The organism is Sphingomonas sp. S2M10 (assembly GCF_012650175.1).
Classification (GTDB): Bacteria; Pseudomonadota; Alphaproteobacteria; order Sphingomonadales; family Sphingomonadaceae; genus Sphingomonas.
Map to the genome: position 1 here is coordinate 1 of NZ_JAAILI010000064.1, position 17959 is coordinate 17959.

General features: G+C 68.3%; 14 protein-coding genes. 5 read left to right on the plus strand and 9 right to left on the minus strand.

Going from position 1 to position 17959, the window contains the following annotated elements; translation table 11 throughout:
- A partial coding sequence (locus S2M10_RS16170) for a short-chain fatty acyl-CoA regulator family protein (protein WP_168847008.1) occupies positions 1 to 1236 on the minus strand: 1236 nt, incomplete at its 3' end.
- 358 nt (positions 1237 to 1594) lie between these two features.
- Here S2M10_RS16170 and aceA point away from each other — a divergent pair.
- Entirely contained in the window at positions 1595 to 2884 is a 1290-nt protein-coding gene (gene aceA / locus S2M10_RS16175) for an isocitrate lyase (protein WP_168847009.1), read from the plus strand.
- Positions 2885 to 2896: 12 nt separating this feature from the next.
- Positions 2897 to 3052, plus strand: a complete 156-nt coding sequence (locus S2M10_RS16180; RefSeq protein ID WP_010545528.1) for a hypothetical protein — start codon at positions 2897 to 2899, stop codon at positions 3050 to 3052.
- A gap of 62 nt (positions 3053 to 3114) precedes the next feature.
- Here the strand turns inward: S2M10_RS16180 and S2M10_RS16185 are convergent, their stop codons facing one another.
- Genes S2M10_RS16185 through S2M10_RS16195 form a run of 3 tightly spaced genes read right to left on the minus strand, consistent with a single transcriptional unit; the run spans position 3115 to position 5205 of the window.
- Positions 3115 to 3504 (minus strand): type II toxin-antitoxin system death-on-curing family toxin, encoded by a 390-nt coding sequence (locus S2M10_RS16185; RefSeq protein ID WP_168847010.1) that lies wholly within the window; start codon positions 3502 to 3504, stop codon positions 3115 to 3117.
- A complete protein-coding gene (locus S2M10_RS16190) occupies positions 3505 to 3732 on the minus strand; it encodes an AbrB/MazE/SpoVT family DNA-binding domain-containing protein (RefSeq protein ID WP_168847011.1) in 228 nt (75 codons plus the stop codon). It lies immediately after the preceding gene.
- A gap of 15 nt (positions 3733 to 3747) precedes the next feature.
- Entirely contained in the window at positions 3748 to 5205 is a 1458-nt protein-coding gene (locus S2M10_RS16195; protein ID WP_211091092.1) for an MFS transporter, read from the minus strand.
- A 145-nt stretch (positions 5206 to 5350) separates the two neighbouring features.
- Here S2M10_RS16195 and S2M10_RS16200 point away from each other — a divergent pair, with 145 nt between their 5' ends.
- Entirely contained in the window at positions 5351 to 6496 is a 1146-nt protein-coding gene (locus tag S2M10_RS16200) for an acyl-CoA dehydrogenase family protein (RefSeq protein ID WP_168847012.1), read from the plus strand.
- Between the two features lie 161 nt (positions 6497 to 6657).
- Positions 6658 to 7446, plus strand: a complete 789-nt coding sequence (locus S2M10_RS16205; protein ID WP_168847013.1) for an SDR family oxidoreductase — start codon at positions 6658 to 6660, stop codon at positions 7444 to 7446.
- A gap of 22 nt (positions 7447 to 7468) precedes the next feature.
- On the opposite strand, the gene S2M10_RS16210 is transcribed toward S2M10_RS16205, so the two are convergent.
- The gene (locus S2M10_RS16210) at positions 7469 to 9724 is read right to left on the minus strand and encodes an NADP-dependent malic enzyme (protein ID WP_168847014.1); all 2256 of its coding nucleotides are present in this window, start codon (positions 9722 to 9724) and stop codon (positions 7469 to 7471) included.
- Positions 9725 to 9817: 93 nt separating this feature from the next.
- Positions 9818 to 11434: a hypothetical protein gene (locus tag S2M10_RS16215; RefSeq protein WP_247650861.1), complete on the minus strand. Its 1617-nt coding sequence runs from the start codon at positions 11432 to 11434 to the stop codon at positions 9818 to 9820.
- Positions 11435 to 11456: 22 nt separating this feature from the next.
- Here S2M10_RS16215 and mutS point away from each other — a divergent pair, with 22 nt between their 5' ends.
- Entirely contained in the window at positions 11457 to 14036 is a 2580-nt protein-coding gene (gene mutS, locus S2M10_RS16220) for a DNA mismatch repair protein MutS (RefSeq protein ID WP_168847019.1), read from the plus strand.
- A 58-nt stretch (positions 14037 to 14094) separates the two neighbouring features.
- Here mutS and S2M10_RS16225 read toward each other — a convergent pair whose 3' ends face one another.
- The 3 genes from S2M10_RS16225 to S2M10_RS16235 form a co-directional block, all read right to left on the minus strand.
- Positions 14095 to 15780: an EAL domain-containing protein gene (locus S2M10_RS16225; RefSeq protein WP_168847015.1), complete on the minus strand. Its 1686-nt coding sequence runs from the start codon at positions 15778 to 15780 to the stop codon at positions 14095 to 14097.
- A 544-nt stretch (positions 15781 to 16324) separates the two neighbouring features.
- Positions 16325 to 16849 carry a hypothetical protein gene (locus tag S2M10_RS16230; RefSeq protein ID WP_168847016.1) on the minus strand — a complete coding sequence of 175 codons (525 nt, stop codon included), beginning with the start codon at positions 16847 to 16849 and terminating at the stop codon, positions 16325 to 16327.
- Between the two features lie 79 nt (positions 16850 to 16928).
- Positions 16929 to 17959, minus strand: a 1031-nt coding sequence (locus S2M10_RS16235; protein WP_348770619.1) for a glycoside hydrolase family 5 protein, incomplete at its 5' end; no start/stop codon positions are given.

Genomic DNA, 17959 nt, shown 5'->3' on the forward strand with positions numbered 1-17959 from the left:
CGCGCTTCGTGATCGCGCTGGGCCTGCCGCCAGCGTCCCCGCCTCCGCCGCCGGCAGGCCCAGCGCGATCACGAAGCGCGGGCGCACCCCGCCCGCCACGCCGCCATGCGGATGCACGCAGCGCGCGATGGTGAAGGCGCGCGCGCCGTCCTCCAGCTCGACGAGCTGCACCGCCGTCTCGTCGGTCCGCGCGAAACCGTCATAGGCGTTCCACAAGGGGCACGGCACCGCCGCCTCCACCAGCGCCGATCCGCTGGCGCCGGCATAGCGTTTCGATACCTGCCCCGCCCGATCGAACCGCATCAGGAAGAAGGCGAGGCCGCGCGCACCCACCCGCTGCAGCGTCGTCAGCCGGTGGGCGACTTGGGGAACGCTCGCGCCGAAGCGCCGCTGGAGCAGCTCCAGGTCATAGCCGCTCGCCTCGCACGCGCGCAGGAAGCGGGCATAGGGCATCATCACCGCAGCGGCGAAATAGGCGGTGAGGTGGCGGCGGAACAGCCGCGCGGCCACCCGGTCGAGCGCGGCGCCGCGGACCAGCGCCTCGATCTCGTCGCGCGCCTCCACCGCGAGCTGCTCGGCCAGCGCAAAGGCGCGCGCGCTGGGATCGAGCGCCTCGGATAGCTGCAATTGCCGCGCATGCAGGTCCAGCCGCTTGAGGGTATCGACCATCACCTCGGCGGGCAGGATGCGCACGGCCAGCTGGTGCTTCACCCGCAGGCGATCGGCCATCGCACCGTACGGCTCGCCGGCCATGCGCAGCTCGTCGGCCAGCGCCTCGGCGGCGGCGTCGAGATCGGCGAAATGGTTGCGCCAGCGCTCGATCGCGCGGCGGACCTGTTGGCCGGGATCTGCGCCGCCTGGGGCGGGCGCGGCGCTGCCGCCCATCCGGTCATAGGCGCGGGCAAAGGCCTCGGCCCCGTCGGGGGCGGCGGCCAGCCATTCGCTCAGCTGGTGGCGATCGACGGGGATGTCGGCGAACAGCGGGTCGGCCAGCCGCCGCCGCAGCGCCTCGGCCCCGCCGCCGGGCTCGGCCGCGGTGAGGCGGCGGGGATCGAAGTCATAGGTCTCGGCCAGCTTGAGCATCAGCGCGGCGGAGACCGGCCGCTGGTTGCGCTCGACCAGGTTGAGATAGCTGGCCGAAATCTCCAGCGCCTCCGCCATCGCCGCCTGGGTGACGCCGATCTCGAAGCGGAGCCGCCGGATGGCGTGCCCGGCGAAGAGTTTGCGTTCGGCCATGGGTACTCCTGCTCCTTCTAGATCCTCCCCGGCACGGGGAGGGGGACCAGCCGCAGGCTGGTGGAGGGGGATCGCAGCGAGCGAGTCCCTAGCGGAGAGCCCCCTCCACCACCGCCTGCGGCGGCGGTCCCCCTCCCCGGTGCCGGGGAGGATCTAGGGCTGTCCTGCACTAATAGTTCTTGATACGTTCTCGCCAACACGCTGCATCACTTCGGTAAATACTTTACACCGCAACAAGGAGTCTCCGCAACCCACCACACACCCGCACGCTGTTCGCTCTCGAAGTGGAATTCCCCACCTGCACGACCTTTGCCAAGGTATCCACACAAGGTTCAGGCAGTCAGTCAAGGAATTCACAATGTCCCAGTCGCTTGGTTTCGAGGATCTGGTCCCCGCCCCCGCCGGGCGATTCGAGGGCATCCAGCGCCCCTACACCGCTGCCGATGTCACCAGGCTGCGCGGCTCGCTGCCGGTGGAGCACACGCTGGCCCGCCGCGGCGCGCTCAAGCTGTGGGAGCTGCTGCGGACCGAGGACTATGTCCATGCGCTCGGCGCGCTGTCGGGCAACCAGGCGATGCAGATGGTCCGCGCCGGGCTGAAGGCGATCTATCTGTCCGGCTGGCAGGTCGCGGCGGATGCCAACACCGCCGGGCAGATGTACCCCGATCAGTCGCTCTACCCGGCCAATGCCGGGCCGGAGCTGGCGCGGCGGATCAACGCGACGCTCCAGCGCGCCGACCAGATCGAGCATATGGAAGGCGGCGCCACGCGCGACTGGTTCGCCCCGATCGTGGCGGATGCCGAGGCAGGCTTCGGCGGGCCGCTCAACTGCTTCGAGATCATGAAGGCGTACATCGCGGCGGGTGCGGCGGGCGTGCATTACGAGGACCAGCTCGCCAGCGAGAAGAAGTGCGGGCATCTGGGCGGCAAGGTGCTGATCCCCACCCAGGCGCATATCCGCAACCTCGATGCGGCACGGCTGGCGGCGGATGTGTGCGGCGTGCCCACGGTGATCTGCGCCCGCACCGATGCGGAATCGGCGCGGCTGATCACCTCGGACGTGGACGAACGCGACCACCAGTTCCTTACCGGCGAGCGGACCCCGGAAGGGTTCTTCCGCCTGAAGGAAGACACCGGCGTCGACCATTGCATCCAGCGCGGGCTGGCGTTCGCGCCGCATGCCGACCTGCTGTGGTGGGAGACGTCGAAGCCCAATCTCGACGACGCCCGCCGCTTCGCCGAGGCAATCAAGAAGCAGCATCCCAACAAGATGCTGGCCTATAATTGCTCGCCCAGCTTCAACTGGGAGAAGAACCTGGACAGGCAAGATATCGCCCGCTTCCAGCGCGAGATCGGCGCGATGGGGTACAAGTTCCAGTTCGTCACCCTCGCCGGCTTCCACAGCCTCAACTACGGCATGTACGAACTGGCGCGTGGCTATCGGGACCGGGGCATGGCGGCCTATTCGGAGCTGCAGCAGGCCGAGTTCGCGGCGGAGGCCGATGGCTACACCGCAACGCGCCACCAGCGCGAGGTCGGCACCGGCTATTTCGACGCGATCGCCCAGACCGTGGCGGGGGGCGCCAGCTCCACCACCGCGCTCGCCGAGAGCACCGAAGCCGCCCAGTTCACCAGTGAAGCCGCGTAAGGAGAGTATGTGATGACCAACGAACCGCAGCGCAGCCGCGCCGTCTTTTCCACCGAGGATTTCCGCCTGCTCCGCGAGGCCGTCGGGGCCCATCTGCAGGCGGTAAAGGACAAGCCGGAATCGGTGAAGTTCTCCAACCTCTACCACCGTTTGGGCCGCGTGGCCTGACGTCTTTCCTGGGGAGGAAAGGATGCCCGCCAGGTCAGGGACCTGGCGGGCATTTCCCGTGTTCAAGCGATCGGTTCGATCCATTGGCGGAACCAGCTGGTCAACGCTTCCACGGTCAGGTTACCGGCCGCCAGTTCCAGAAAGGTCGTCACCAGTTCTACATCGTCGCAGGTGAGCGCATGGCCATTGAGCACGAGAAAGGTTTCGCTGACGACTGCTGCAGTACGCTTGTTGCCGTCGACAAAGGGGTGGTTGCGCGCGATGCCGAAGGCGTAGGCCGCGGCAAGCTCGGCAATGTCCGGCTCGCCATAGGCGACGAGGTTGAGCGTACGCGCCATCGCGCTTTCCAGCATGTTGCGGTCCCGAATACCGCCCGCGCCGCCATGCTCCGCAAGCTGCTCGCCATGTGCGGCGATCGCCACCGCCACCTCCACCCAGACCCAGTCGGCCATTTACTTTGCCAGTTCGCGGAGCGCCGCTCTCCGGCGTGCCATCACCTCGCGCGCCGCCTTCATTTGCGCTTCGAAATCAGGATCGTTCTTGGTCAGCGTAACGCCGCTGTCGGTATCGCTGAGGAACAACTCATCCCCCAGCTCGACCCGCAGCCGGGCCAGGATTTCCTTGGGCAGGATGACACCGGCGGAGTTGCCGATCTTGATGATCTTGAGCGGCTTGGTCATACAACCGTTATAACATCAGCCCGCACCGTCTGCAACGCCGCGCAGCCGCGCCAGCCGCGCGGCATGCTCCGCCTTGCCGAAGGGGAAGCGCCGGTAGAAGAACGCCGCGATCGCGCCCAGCGACAGATAGACGGCGCAGAAAATCAGCGTGAACCGATCGATCACGCCTTCCGGCACTGTTCCCGGCCTGGCGCCGTCAGGGAAGCCGGAAAGGCTGAGGATCAGCCCGGTGAGGAAGATGCCGAGCCCGCTCGAGCATTTCTGGACGAAGAAGAAGCCGGCGAAGAACACGCCCTCCGAACGCCGCCCGGTCTCGACCTCGCTATGCTCGACCACATCGGCGAGCATCGAGGCGCCGAGCATGGTGGAGGATACCGCGAAGGTCGTGTTGACGGTGAAGAGGGTGAACAGCACCGGCAGCAGCAGCGGACTGCCGGGTGCCGGGAACAGGCCGGCAAGGCGCAGCACATAGGGCGAGACCAGCAGCAGCACGGCGATCACCATCGCCATCGTCGCGGCTGCCGGCTTCCCCATCCGCCGCGCCAGCCTCGGCGCGATCAGAAAGGCGAGCACTACGCCGAGGAACAGCGTTGCGCCCAGCAGCTGGAAGGCGAGATTCCCGAAGCGCCAGACATGGGCGTAGAGATAATTGGACATCGAGAAACTGATGCCCTGGGCCACGAAATAGCTGAGCGCCGCGGTCATCAGCACCAGAAAGGCCGGGTTGCGCAGCGTGGCGAACAGCTCGGCGATGCTCTTGCGGAACGGCTGGGGCGCGATCTCCACCGGCGGCAGGTTCTTGATTTCGTGGTGCGTGCCCAGCGCCGAGCCGAGGATCGCCACCACCATCAGCGCCGCCCCGCCAATGGCGAAGCCCGGATAGCCGGCGCGATCGAACTGCCCATGCGGCTGTCCCGCCCGCTCGGCGAGGAACCAACCATAGGAGAGCATCAGCATCGCCATGCCCCCGCCCCAGCCGAACAGGAAGCGATAGGCCATGATCCGCGTCCGCTCCTCATAATCGGAGGAGAGCTCGGGGCTCAGCGCCTGCGACGGCACCTCGAAGGCGGAGACGGCGGTGCGCACCACGACGGCGGTGACGAACAGCCAGCCGAGCAGCGCGGTCTGGCTCCAGGCCGGCGGGTTCCACAGAAACAGCCAACCCACCGCGATCGGCAGCCACGCCGCGTACATCCAGGGATGCCGGCGGCCCCAGCGACTCCGCGTCCGATCGGAGAGCATGCCGATCGCCGGATCGACAAAGGCATCCAGCAGCAGCGCGCACATGATCACGAAGCCGACCTGCGCGGCCGGCAGCCCCACCACCTGGTTGTAGAACAGCAGCAGGAAGGTGACGAAGCAGAAGTCCTTCACGCCGTACGCCGCCGCGCCAAAGCCATAGGCGAGCATCGTCGGCGTCGCCACGCGTCGACTGGGCGGTACGGGCGGGGTTTCGGCGGTGCGACCGGCCATTTGTGCTTTCTCCGTTGCGTCCCGCGTCCTCGGATACAGAGCCGGCCCGATTGTCGCAAACGAAACACTTTGGAATATCGGGTATGGCTTGCGGCCTTAAACCTTCCCGCTATATCTGCAGACAATTAGAACCGAGAGGATGGCCATGGCCCTCGAACCCGAGCTGTTCGACGCGCTGATCGACACGGTCCGCCGCTTCGTCGCCGAGCGGCTGCGCCCCTTGGAGGCGGAAGTCGAAGCCGCCGATGCGATCCCCGACGCGATCGTCGAGGAGATGAAGGCGCTCGGCCTGTTCGGCCTGTCGATCGCCGAGGAACATGGCGGGCTGGGCCTCACCATGGCCGAGGAAGCCCGGGTGGCGATCGAGCTGGGGCGCACCACCCCGGCCTTTCGCTCGGCGTTCGGCACCAATGTCGGCATCGGCAGCCAGGGGCTGGTGATCGCCGGCACGCCCGAACAGAAGGCGCACTGGCTGCCGAAGATCGCGCGCGGTGCGGTGATCACCAGCTTCGCGCTGACCGAGCCCGATGTCGGTTCGGATTCCGGTGCGGTGCAGACCCGCGCGGTGCGCGACGGCGATGTGTATCGGCTCAGCGGCACCAAGCGCTACATCACCAATGCCGACAAGGCGCAGCTCTTCACCGTGATGGCGCGGACCGGCGAGGCGGCGGGCGGTCGCGGCGTCTCCGCCTTTCTGGTGCCGCGCGATCTTCCCGGCGTCTCGATCGGCGAGCCGGAAAAGAAGATGGGGCAGAAGGGCGCGCGCGTGGCGGATGTCCGCTTCGACGATGTGCCGGTGCCGGTCGAGAACCGGCTGGGCGCGGAGGGCGAAGGGTTCCGCATCGCGATGCAGGTGCTCGATCGCGGGCGGCTGCACATCGCCGCGGTGTGCGTGGGCGTGGCCGAGCGGCTGATCGCCGATTGCGTGGCCTATGCCAGCGAGCGGCGGCAGTTCGGCAAGCCGATCGCCGAGCACCAGCTGATCCAGGCGATGCTGGCGGATTCGAAGACCGAGGCGCTGGCGGCGCGCGCACTGGTGCTGGAGACCGCCGCCGCCAAGGACGCCGGTGCGAACACGACGATGGAAGCTGCCGCGGCGAAGTATTTCGCCAGCGAGATGGTGGGCCGCGTCGCCGACCGGGCGGTGCAGATCTTCGGCGGCGCAGGGTATATCGCGGATTACGGGATCGAACGCCTATACCGCGACGTCCGGCTGTTCCGCATCTACGAAGGCACCAGCCAGATCCAGCAACTGATCATCGCCCGCGAGACGCTGAAGCGGGGTGGATAAATGGTTGAACCACCCTCACCCTTCCCACAGCCTTCGGCGGTGGGCCCCTTCCCTCTCCCAAAGGGAGAGGGACTGTCACACCTCTCCCTTTGGGAGAGGGAGGGGCCCATCGCGCCAGCGATGGGAGGGTGAGGGTCGACGACTTGGAGAGGGAGAAAAGCATGGACGTAGCTTCGCTGTTTCGCCTCGATGGCCGGGTGGCGCTGGTAACCGGTGGCTCGCGCGGCATCGGGCGAATGATCGCCGAAGGATTCGTCGCCTCGGGCGCAAAGGTCTATGTGTCGTCGCGGCGGGCCGATGCCTGCGAAGCGACCGCCGCTGCATTGGGCCCGAACGCCATTCCCCTGCCCCATGACGTCTCGACGGTGGAGGGCTGCCGCGCCCTCGCTGCCGATCTGGCGGCGCGCGAGCAGCAGCTCGACATCCTGGTCAACAATGCCGGCGCCGCCTGGGGCGAGCCGTTCGAAAGCTTCCCCGAAAAGGGCTGGGACAAGGTCATGGACCTCAACGTCAAGTCCCCCTTCTTTCTGACGCAAGCGCTGCACGGTCTGCTCAAGGCGGGCGGCAGCAGCGACCGGCCCGCCAAGGTGATCAACATCACCTCGATCGACGGCCAGCGGCTCAATGCCTGGGAGACCTATAGCTACCAGGCTTCCAAGGCCGCGCTGATCCATCTCACCCGGCGGATGGCGGCGCGGCTGGTCCGCGACCAGATCCACGTCACCTCGATCGCCCCCGGCGCCTTCCCCAGCGACATGAACAAGGCCGCCCGCGACCATGGCGGCACTGTGGCGCAGGCGATCCCCGCCAAACGGATCGGCGTCGCCGAGGACATGGCCGGCGCGGCCATCTTCCTCGCCAGCCGCGCCGGGGATTATCTGGTGGGCGAGACCGTCACGGTCGATGGCGGCCTTGTCAACGCGGCGGTAGGCGCGAGCATCGACGGCTGACCCGCCGATGCTCGTCTGAACCTCAGCGGGCGATGTCGCCCGCCGCCAGTACCGCCAGCGTCACCAGCTCGCTGGCGGTGGAGGTCATCGGCGCGATCTGCACCGACTTCTCCATGCCGATCAGCATCGGGCCGATAGTCGAATCGCCGCCCAGCTCGCGCAGCAGCTTGGCCGAGATGTTGGCCGATTGCAGACCCGGCATGATCAGGATGTTGGCCGGACCCGAGAGGCGCGCGAACGGATAGTTGGCGAGCAGCTTGGGGTTCAGCGCCACGTCGGGCGCCATGTCGCCTTCATATTCGAAGGTCACGCCGCGCGCGTCGAGCACCTTCACCGCATCACGGATATTGTCGATCCACTTGCCCTCGGGGTTGCCGAAGGTCGAGTAGCTGAGCAGCGCGACGCGCGGCTCGTGGCCCATCCGCTTGGCGACCTGGACAGTGCGCTCGGCGATGTCGGCCAGTTCCTCGGCACTCGGGCGCTCGCTCACCGTGGTGTCGGCGATGAACACGGTGTGCGACTGGCCGACCAGTACGTGGATGCCGAACGGCGTGCGGCCGTCCACGGGGTCGATCACGCGGCGCACCTGGCGCATCGTCTCGGCATAGGTGCGGGTGACGCCGGTGATCATTGCATCGGCATGGCCCAGCCGCAGCAGCAGCGACCCGAAGATGTTGCGGTCGCGGTTGACCATCCGCTCGCAGTCCCGGTGGAGATAGCCGCGGCGCTGCAGGCGCTTGTAGAGCGTCTCCACCATCTCGCCGACAAGCGGCGAGTTGACGCTGTTGTGCAGCTCGAAGTGATCGGGATTGGCGCCCAGCGCGCGGAGCTGATCGAGCACCGACTCACGGCCGACCAGCACCGGCGTGCCATAGCCGCCTTCCTGGAAGGCGATCGCGGCGCGCAGCACCACCTCTTCCTCGCCCTCGGCGAAGATGACGCGCTTCGGCTGGGCGCGGGCGCCCTCATAGGCCATGCTGAGCACCGAGGTGGTCGGGTTCATCCGCGCGCGCAGCTGCTGGCGATAGGCGGTCATGTCGATGATCGGTCGCGTCGCCACGCCCGAGTCCATCGCGGCCTGCGCCACCGCTGCCGGGATGATCTCGATCAGGCGCGGATCGAACGGCGTCGGGATGATGTAATCCGGGCCGAAGCTGTGCGAGGTGCCATAGGCGGTCGCCACTTCCTCGGGCACCTGCTGGCGGGCGAGCTCGGCCAGCGCGCGGGCGGCGGCGACCTTCATCGCATCGTTGATGCCCGTCGCACGCACGTCGAGCGCGCCGCGGAAGATGAACGGGAAGCAGAGCACGTTGTTCACCTGGTTCGGATAGTCCGAACGGCCGGTGGCGATGATCACGTCCGGGCGGACGCGCTTGGCCTCAGGCGGGGTGATCTCGGGATCCGGATTGGCCATCGCGAAGATGATCGGCTTGGGCGCCATCTTCTCGAGCAGTTCGGCCGGCAGCGCGTTGGCGGCGGAGAGGCCCAGGAACACGTCGGCGCCTTCCAGCGCCTCGGCCAGCGTGCGGCGATCGGTCTTGGCGGCATGGGCGGACTGCCACTGGTTCACGCCCTCGCGGCCCTGGTAGATCACGCCGGTGCGGTCGCACATCAGCAGATTGTCCTGCGGCAGGCCCATCGCCTTGATCAGCTCGGTGCAGGCGATCGCGGCGGCGCCGGCACCGTTGACGACGATCTTGGTCGTCTTCAGGTCGCGGCCGGTCAGGTACAGCGCGTTGATGATGCCGGCGGCGGCGATGATCGCGGTGCCGTGCTGGTCGTCATGGAACACCGGAATGTTCATGCGCTCGCGCAGCGTCTGCTCGATCACGAAGCATTCGGGGGACTTGATGTCCTCGAGGTTGATGCCGCCGAAGCTCGGCTCCATCAGCTCGACCGCGTCGATGAAGCGGTCGACGTCCTCGGTCTTAAGCTCCAGGTCGATCGAGTCGACATCGGCAAAACGCTTGAACAGCACCGCCTTGCCTTCCATCACCGGCTTGGAGGCCAGCGCGCCCAGATTGCCCAGGCCCAGGATAGCGGTACCATTGGAGATCACGGCAACGAGATTGCCCTTGGCGGTATAGTCATAGGCGGTCGCCGGGTTCTCGGCGATCGCCAGCACCGGCACGGCGACGCCGGGCGAATAGGCCAGCGCTAGATCGCGCTGGGTCGCCATCGGCTTGGAGGCGACGATCTCGATCTTACCCGGGCGGCCCTCGGCGTGGTAGCGCAGCGCCTCCCGATCGGAAAACTGGACGTTGCTCTCTTCGGCCATCCGCTCGGCTCCTCACTTCGTTGGCTGTTTGCGCCCCTAAAGCAGCCCGGGCCGACGAATGCAAACCACAGTAGGCCGTTTCCGCGCTTTCCCCTACGTCCCTTCGGGAGGGTGCACCGCGTAGAGCGCGCTGGTTCCCGACCGCCATACCGGCACCAGCCGCGGATCCGCCGGGCCCGGCGGCAGGGGCACGTCGATCAGCCAAAGATAGTCGACCTGGCCGAGCGGCAGGCGCGGCGCGAGGTCCTGGATGGTGCGACGCTGCCGCTTCTCTCCGCCCGGGCCAACGCAATCCTGCGGGTACACCAGCTGCGACGGATCGGTGGCGAAGCCCGGCGGGCCATAGCGAACCTGCAACAGATGGATCGAGGCAACCGCCCAGTGCGCGTTGGTCCAGGCATCGCGCTCGGCGGTGGCGAGCGCGCCGAGATGCGTAACGCGGGGCTGGCGCCAGGCACGCAGACCGCAATCGCTGCGCACCAGGTTCAGCACGCGACTGCCCGGCGCGATGTGATCCAGCGCCGCCAGTTCCCGCGCATATTCGCGCTGATAGCCAAGGAAGCTGGCGGTGGTGATGCCGAACCTCAGCGCCAGCAGCATCGTGCCCGCCAGCAGCAGCAAACGCCGCCATCGCGTCGCTACCGGCCGCCAATCCTGCAGTGCCAGCGCCAGCATCACCGCGTAAGGCGCCAGCCGCATGTCGACATTGTTGGTACCCGAAAGCTGAAGCGGCGCCGCCACGAACAGCGCCGCCGTACCCACTACCGGCCACAGCCCAAGACGCACGATCCGCGCGTCGCGCAGCCGCCCCAGCAGCAGCACGCCAAGCGCCGCCGCCACCGTCGCGATGTCGAGTAGCGCATGCTGGTCACGGACCAGCGCGGTCATCTCGTCGAGCTTGCCCGGGAAATCCCACGCGGTCGTGCCGCTGTCGCCGCGCGACAGGACAAGCGGCAACAGCACGGTCACAAATGGCCAGAGCCGCGCCGTCACGCCGAACGCAGCGCGCGGACGCCACCAGCGGCCCGCGCGCCCCGCCTCATAGCCCGCCGCCCAAAGCAGCAGCAGCGCACCGCCCTCGCCATGTCCCAGGAACAGCGCCGGCGCGACCAACAGGAACAGCGCGCCCCGCAACGCCCTGCGGCGCTCGAGCGCGATCCACGATGCGAACCCGCACAGCGCCAGCGCCGCCGTGAAGGCATAGTTGACGAAACCCCACAGGAACGGGCTGTTATAGATAAAGATCAGAGCCCAGGGCAGCGCCGCACTGCCGCGCGGGTTCAGTTGCCGGCTGACCGCCAGCAGCCCCAGTACGGTCAGCACCGGCACCGCCGCGCAGACCAGCCACATCGCCGCGAGCGGGCCGAGCAGCGGGTGCAATGCCTGCACGATCAGGTCCGCCGCCAGGTTCAGCGTCGGCCGCCAGACGAAATCGAAATAGCGGTGCAGCACGCTGTCGGCAGGCGCCAGCTGCACCGCGAACCGCCCGATATGGCCGGGAACATCGGTCAGCGGCGGCACGCGCACGAACAGGAAGGGCAGAGCCGACAGCACCGCCAGCGCGGCGATCCAGCGCCACCGCAGCATCGGCACCGGCTGCTCGGGAAGCGGGGACTCGTGCATCGTCCGCGCCTTATCCCCAGTTTCCACCAGCGTCACCCCATGGCGGCGGTTGTGCCGCCCCCTGCGCATCCGGTAGCGAGGCGTCATGTCCTCCGCCGCCCCTACCCCGATGATGGCCCAGTATCTCGCACTCAAGGCGGAAGCCGGGGATTGCCTGCTGTTCTACCGCATGGGCGATTTCTTCGAGCTGTTCTTCGAAGACGCCAAGATCGCCAGCAGCGTGCTCGACATCGCGCTGACCTCGCGCGGCGAACATGAGGGCGACAAGATCCCGATGTGCGGCGTGCCGGTACATGCGATGGAGGCCTATCTCGCCCGGCTGATCAAGGCGGGCCAGCGCGTCGCCATCGCCAACCAGACCGAGACGCCCGAGGAAGCGAAGAAGCGCGCCGGCTCCAAGGCGCTGGTCGCGCGCGCGATCGTCCGCGTCGTCACCGCCGGCACGCTGACCGAGGAGGCGCTGCTCGACAGCCGCAGCGCCAACTGGTGCGTCGCGGTGGGCGAGGCGGGCGGCGGGGTGGCGATCGCCTGCGCCGACATCTCCACCGGCCGCTTCGAGCTGATCGAGACCGACGCGGCGCGGCTGGGCGCCGAACTCGCCCGTCTCAACCCCGCCGAGACCATCGCCTGCGACGCGACTGAATTCGCCGAGCTCGCCACCGCGCTGCGCCCGAAAATCGACTTCGACAGCGCCAGCGGCGAGGCGCGACTGAAGCGGCTGTTCGGCGTCGCGACGCTGGACGGGTTCGGCCAGTTCTCGCGCGCAGGGCTGGCGGCGGCCGGCGGGCTGGTCGCCTATCTGGAGCACACCGCCAAGGGCGCGCTGCCCTTCCTGCGCCCGCCGCGCGTCAGCCGCGCCGAGGCTGCGATGGCGATCGACGCCGCGACGCGCGAGAGCCTCGAGCTCACCGTCAGCGCCTCGGGCACGCGCAAGGGCAGCCTGCTCGACGCGGTCGACCGGACCGTGACGGGCGCCGGCGCGCGGCTGCTCGGCGCGGATATCGCCGCGCCCCTGATGGACCGGGCGACGGTCGACGCGCGGCTCGATCTCGTCACGCTGTTCCACGACGATGCGGGCCTCCGCGACAGCATCCGCGCGACGCTGCGCGCATTGCCCGACATCGGCCGGGCGCTCGGCCGCCTCGCCGCCGGGCGCGGCTCCCCGCGCGATCTCGGCCAACTCCGTGACGGCCTCGACGGTGCCTGGCGGCTGGGCGAGAAGCTCGATCGCATCGCCGACGCCCCCGCCCTGCTGCGCGAGCTCGCACCACAGCTGCGCGGCCACGGCGCGCTGATCGACCTGCTCAGCCGCGCGCTGGTTCCCGAGCCGCCGGTCGATGCCGCGCATGGCGGCTATATCGCCGAGGGGTACGACGCCGCGCTCGACGACCTGCGCGACGCCGGGGCCGGCGGCCGCCGCGCCATCGCCGCGCTGGAGGGCGCCTATCGCGCCCGCACCGGCATCGCCACGCTCAAAATCCGCCATAACGGCGTGCTCGGCTATCATATCGAAGTACCCGCCCGCGCCGCCGACGCACTGATGAAGCCCGACAGCGGCTTCACCCATCGCCAGACGCTTGCCGGCGTGGTCCGCTTCAACGCACCCGAGCTGCACGACGTGGCGGTGAAGGTGACGCAGGCCGGCGCCCATGCGCTCGCCGCCGAATCCGCGCATCTGGAAGACCTGACCGGACAGGCGCTCTCCCGCCGCGAGCCGATCGCCGCCACTGCCGACGCCCTTGCGCGGATCGACGTTGCCGCCGGGCTTGCCGAACGCGCGGCCGAAGGCGGCTGGGCGCGCCCCGAGCTGGTCGAACATAGCTGCTTCGACATCGAGGGCGGCCGCCACCCCGTGGTCGAAGCCGCCGTGGCCCGCGCCGGCGGCCGCTTCGTCGCCAACGACTGCACGCTCTCCGAAGACTCGCGCCTGTGGCTGGTCACCGGCCCGAACATGGGCGGCAAGTCGACCTTCCTGCGCCAGAACGCGCTGATCGCGGTGCTGGCGCAGGCGGGCAGCTACGTCCCCGCCACCCGGGCGACGCTGGGGCTGGTCGACCGGCTGTTCAGCCGCGTCGGCGCCTCGGACAATCTCGCCCGCGGCCGCTCCACCTTCATGGTGGAGATGGTCGAAACCGCGGCGATCCTGGCGCAGGCGACCCCGCGCAGCTTCGTCATCCTCGATGAGGTGGGCCGCGGCACCTCCACATATGACGGGCTCGCCATCGCCTGGGCGGTGGTGGAGGCGATCCATGAGGAAAATCGCTGCCGCTGCCTGTTCGCCACCCATTATCACGAGCTGACCCGGCTGGCCGAACGCTGCGACGCGCTCACGCTCCACCATGTCCGCGCCCGCGAGTGGAAGGGCGAGCTGGTGCTGCTCCACGAACTGGCGGACGGCCCGGCCGACCGCAGCTACGGCATCGCGGTGGCGCGCCTCGCCGGCATGTCGCCCGCCACGGTGAAACGCGCGAAGGCGGTGCTCGACAAGCTGGAAGCCGGCCGCGCCAAGACCGGCGGGCTGGCGGCGGGGCTGGACGACCTGCCCCTGTTCGCCGCCGCCGCGCACGCCGAGGAGGAGAAGGTCGATGCGTTGCGCCACGAACTCGACACGCTCGATATCGACGCGCTCAGCCCGCGCGAGGCGCTGGACATACTCTACCGGCTGAAGGGGCTGGCCAAGGAGGGTTGAACTAGGCCTGACAGTTGCATTTGGCTGCCGCAGCGGTGTTGGCCCTAGGCAATCGGGCTTATGCCGCCACCCGCGTATCGTGAGTCTCCAGAAACGCCACCGCTTCCGCAGCCGGCAGCGGACGCGAGAACAGATAGCCCTGGAACTCGTGACAACCGAACGAGCGCAGGAACAGCTGCTGCGTCTCATCCTCCACGCCTTCCGCGGTCACGCCGATGCCCAGCGACTGGCTGATGCCGAGCACCGCCTGGATGATCGCGCGCGCATCCTGCGATCGGCCGAGGTCGCGCACGAAGCTCTGGTCGATCTTGACCCGGTCGACCGCCAGCTTGTGGAGATGCGACAGGCTGGAATAGCCCGTGCCGAAATCGTCGAGCACCAACTGCACGCCTGCCTCGCGCAAGCGGCCGAGGCCCTGCTCGATCCCGGCATCCACCGAAAGCACGGCGCTTTCGGTGACTTCCAGCTGGAGTTGCTGGGGGCGCATCCCGCGTCGCGCCAGGATCGCCAGGAGCCGTGCGTCGATCCCCGGGCTGCGCAGCTGGATGGGGGACAGGTTCACCGCAAGCGAGATATGGGGGTAGCGCACCATCATCGCCGCGGCGCGATCGAGCACCCATTCCCCCAGCGGCACGATCAGCCCGCTTGCCTCGGCGATCGGGATGAAGCTGGCGGGCGGGATCGTGCCGCGCTGCGGATGGTGCCAGCGGACGAGCGCCTCCACGCCCACAACGCGGTGGCCGCCCGCATCCACCACCGGCTGGTAGAAGACGTCGAGCTGGTCGCCTGCGGCGAGTGCCTTGCGCAGATCGGCTTCGAGCGTGCGGCGGGCATGGACTTCGGCCGCCAGCGCGGCATCGAACAGACGGAACTCGTTCGCCGGCTGGCGCTTCGCTTCGTAAAGGGCGAACTCGGCGCGGCGATGCAGTTCGTCCGCATCGACGCCAGGCCCGGCCCAGGCGCAGCCGATCGACAGCCCCAGCCGCACGTCGCCCGATGGCCCGGCGAACGGCATATCGCCCAGCGCCAGCAGCCGCCGGCACTCCGCTTCGGCATGCCCCGCGTCCGGACAATCGGCCACGAGAACGGCGAAGCTGTCCCCGCCGGTGCGCGATATCGCGTCCGACCCGCGGGCGGTGCCCGCGAGCCGGTAGGCGAAAGCCCGCAACAGGGCATCGCCGACGCCGTCGCCAAAGGCGTCGTTGATGTCCTTGAACTGATAGAGATCGATGATGAGCAGTGCAGGGGCGCCACTGCCATTCGCCAGTGCGCCGGCGATCCGTTCGGTCAGCGCGGCGCGGTTCGGCAGGCCGGTTAAGGCATCGTGATAGGCCAGATGGCGGATGCGCGCCTCGGCCTGGCGTAGCGGCGTGATGTCGGTGAGGATCGTCAGGACCAGCGGCTCCCCGCCCAGCATTATCCGCCGACGGCGGGTAACCACGTGCCGGATGCCGCCGTCATGGCCGCCGATCACTTCCTCGGTCTCGAGATCCTCGCCGGTCGCGAACACCTGGCCATGTTCGGCCGTGAAGCGGGCAAGTTGTTCCGGCGAGAGATAGGCTTCGATGGGGGTGGCCCGCCAGTAGTCGCGGTCCTTGCCGGCGAGCGCGCAAAACGCTGCATTCACCTCGACGATGCGATTGGCGCGATCGATCAGCAGCACCGGCGACGGCAGCGCTTCCAGCATCGTGCGCAGGCAGGTGTCGCGCGCTGCGTCCGCGTCGCCTCCGCTTCCCTGCTGCATCGGACACTCCGCCGCTGAAAACCCTCTAGCCTGCCGTCCTGCCCTGTCGAATCGGCACCGGCCAAGCTGGGGTATGTCCATATCGGCAGCGTAACTTTTCGCTAACCATGGGAATCTGCGGAGTTGCGGCCGATCAGGCCGGCGATCAGTCTAGATCGAAAATGAAAGAGGCCGCCGGGCCCCAATCCTGGGTACCCGGCGACCCCCGACATGGTCAGCGGCCGGAGAGCTCCAGCCCGGGAGACCATGCGGACCGCGTTACCTGCAACTGCCGACGTTGGTTGGAGGAGAATACCTCCCGGCGGCAATATGGATGGAAAACTTCCACCCGCGGAGCAGGATCAGCGCCGCGTCTCCCGAACGAACTGAACCGACCTCACTGCTGAACCATGAGACATCGGATCACCTCCTTTCGCTTGTTGAAGAGCCTGTGCCTCTCGACACACTTGACATGTAGGATGACCCTGAGTCGCAGAACAAGTCTTGTAAAAGATTTTTATCGGTGCGATTCTGGAAGTCTGGGCCGAACGGTGCGTCGCATCGTCTATCTGCGGCAATCCTCCACCACGCGCAGGATTTCCGGCCAGGCCGGAAGTACCAGCACCGGCAGGCCTCCGCCCTCGATCACGAACCGCCCACGGCTGAAGCCGAGCGCGTCGAGAAAGCTGTCATTGGCCGCGAAGCCCATGCCGAGCATCCCGGGCGCGCCGAAATCAGGCGTGGCGGGGATGGCCCGCACCGCGCTGGTGGTGCGCAAGGTGAGCGTCGTCGGCGCCGAGCCGGTGCGGGATAGCGTTATCCGGCGCGCTGCGGGGTCGCAGCGCAGTGTCGCAAGCGGTGCCCCACCCGTCACGCCATAGGTCGCGCTGCCGGCCCGATAGCGCCAATCGCCAGGTGTGATCGGCCAGTCGCGCCAGTCCGCGCCGAGCGTGGGCGCAGGCGGCTTCGGCGCCGGCGCAGGTACCGGCACCGGCCGGGGGGCAGGCTGGGGTGGTCGGGTAGACGGGGCGGGCACGCAGCCGGCGACGAGAACGAGGCCGGCACCGGCGATCAGGGAAAGCAGACGCATGCCCGCGCTTATGGGCGAGGCACGCGCCCGCCTCAACCACCACCGCCCGCATGCCAGCGGCGGCCGGTCGCACGGGTCGCTATCGCAGGGTCGTGGTGGTGCGGATGGCTTCTACCATGCCGGGCAGCCAGCCAGTGCCGTCGCGGAGCTTGAAGGTGTTGGCATAGGCCCAGGCACAGCTTTGCACGCCGATCGAGGCATAGGCGGAGGAGACCGCGCCGTAATAGAGAATGCGCTGCGCCAGCGGATTGGCAAGATTGTCGTTCGCGCCATATTCGCCAACAAACACCTGCCGCCCGGTGCGTTGCATATAGGCGCGCACCGTCGCCAGATTGGCGTCGAGCTCGCGATAATCGGCAGCGCTGCCGAACACCCGGCCGAGCGGCGGCGTCGGGCTGATCCAGGTCGCGCCCTGATGGGTGAAGTTGAACGGGTCATAGGTATGGATGGTCACGACGAGATTTGCGTCGTCGGGCAGCTGCAGCGTCTCGAGACTGGGCACGCCGCTCCACTTCTGTCCGCCGATGATGACCGGGCGGGTGCGGTTCGTCGCGCGCACCGCCGCCAGCGCCGGGGTGAGGGCGGCCTTGAGGTTGCTGTCGTCGAGCGCGCCGTTGGGCTCGTTCATCAGTTCGAACCAGACGCTCGCTTCGGGTTCGTCGGCAAAGGCCGCAGCGATCTGCTTCCACAAGCCCGCGAAGCGTTCGGCGTGTGCCGCCGGCGCGGTCGCCATTTCGTCATAATGATGGAGGTTGAGGATAATGTTGAGCCCGGCTTTGCGCGCGGTCTCGACCACATGGCGTACCCTGGCCAGGAAAGCCGCATCGATCGTATAGGGCGCCGCTGCCAGCGCGTGGCTGGACCAGCGCACCGGCAGGCGGATCGTATCGAATCCCGCCGCCTTGATGACGGTGAAGTCGGCATCGACGATCGCTCGGCCCCACGCGCCTTCGGTGGGCGCTTCCAGATGATTGCCCATGTTGACGCACTTGCCGACGGGAATGGTCGCGCCGGTAGTGGCGCTGAAGGCGGCTGCGGGCGTGTAGCTGGGCGTGGTCGCGGTAGACGTGGGCGCCGGCATGGGTGGCGGGGTCGGGGTCGGGGCGGGTG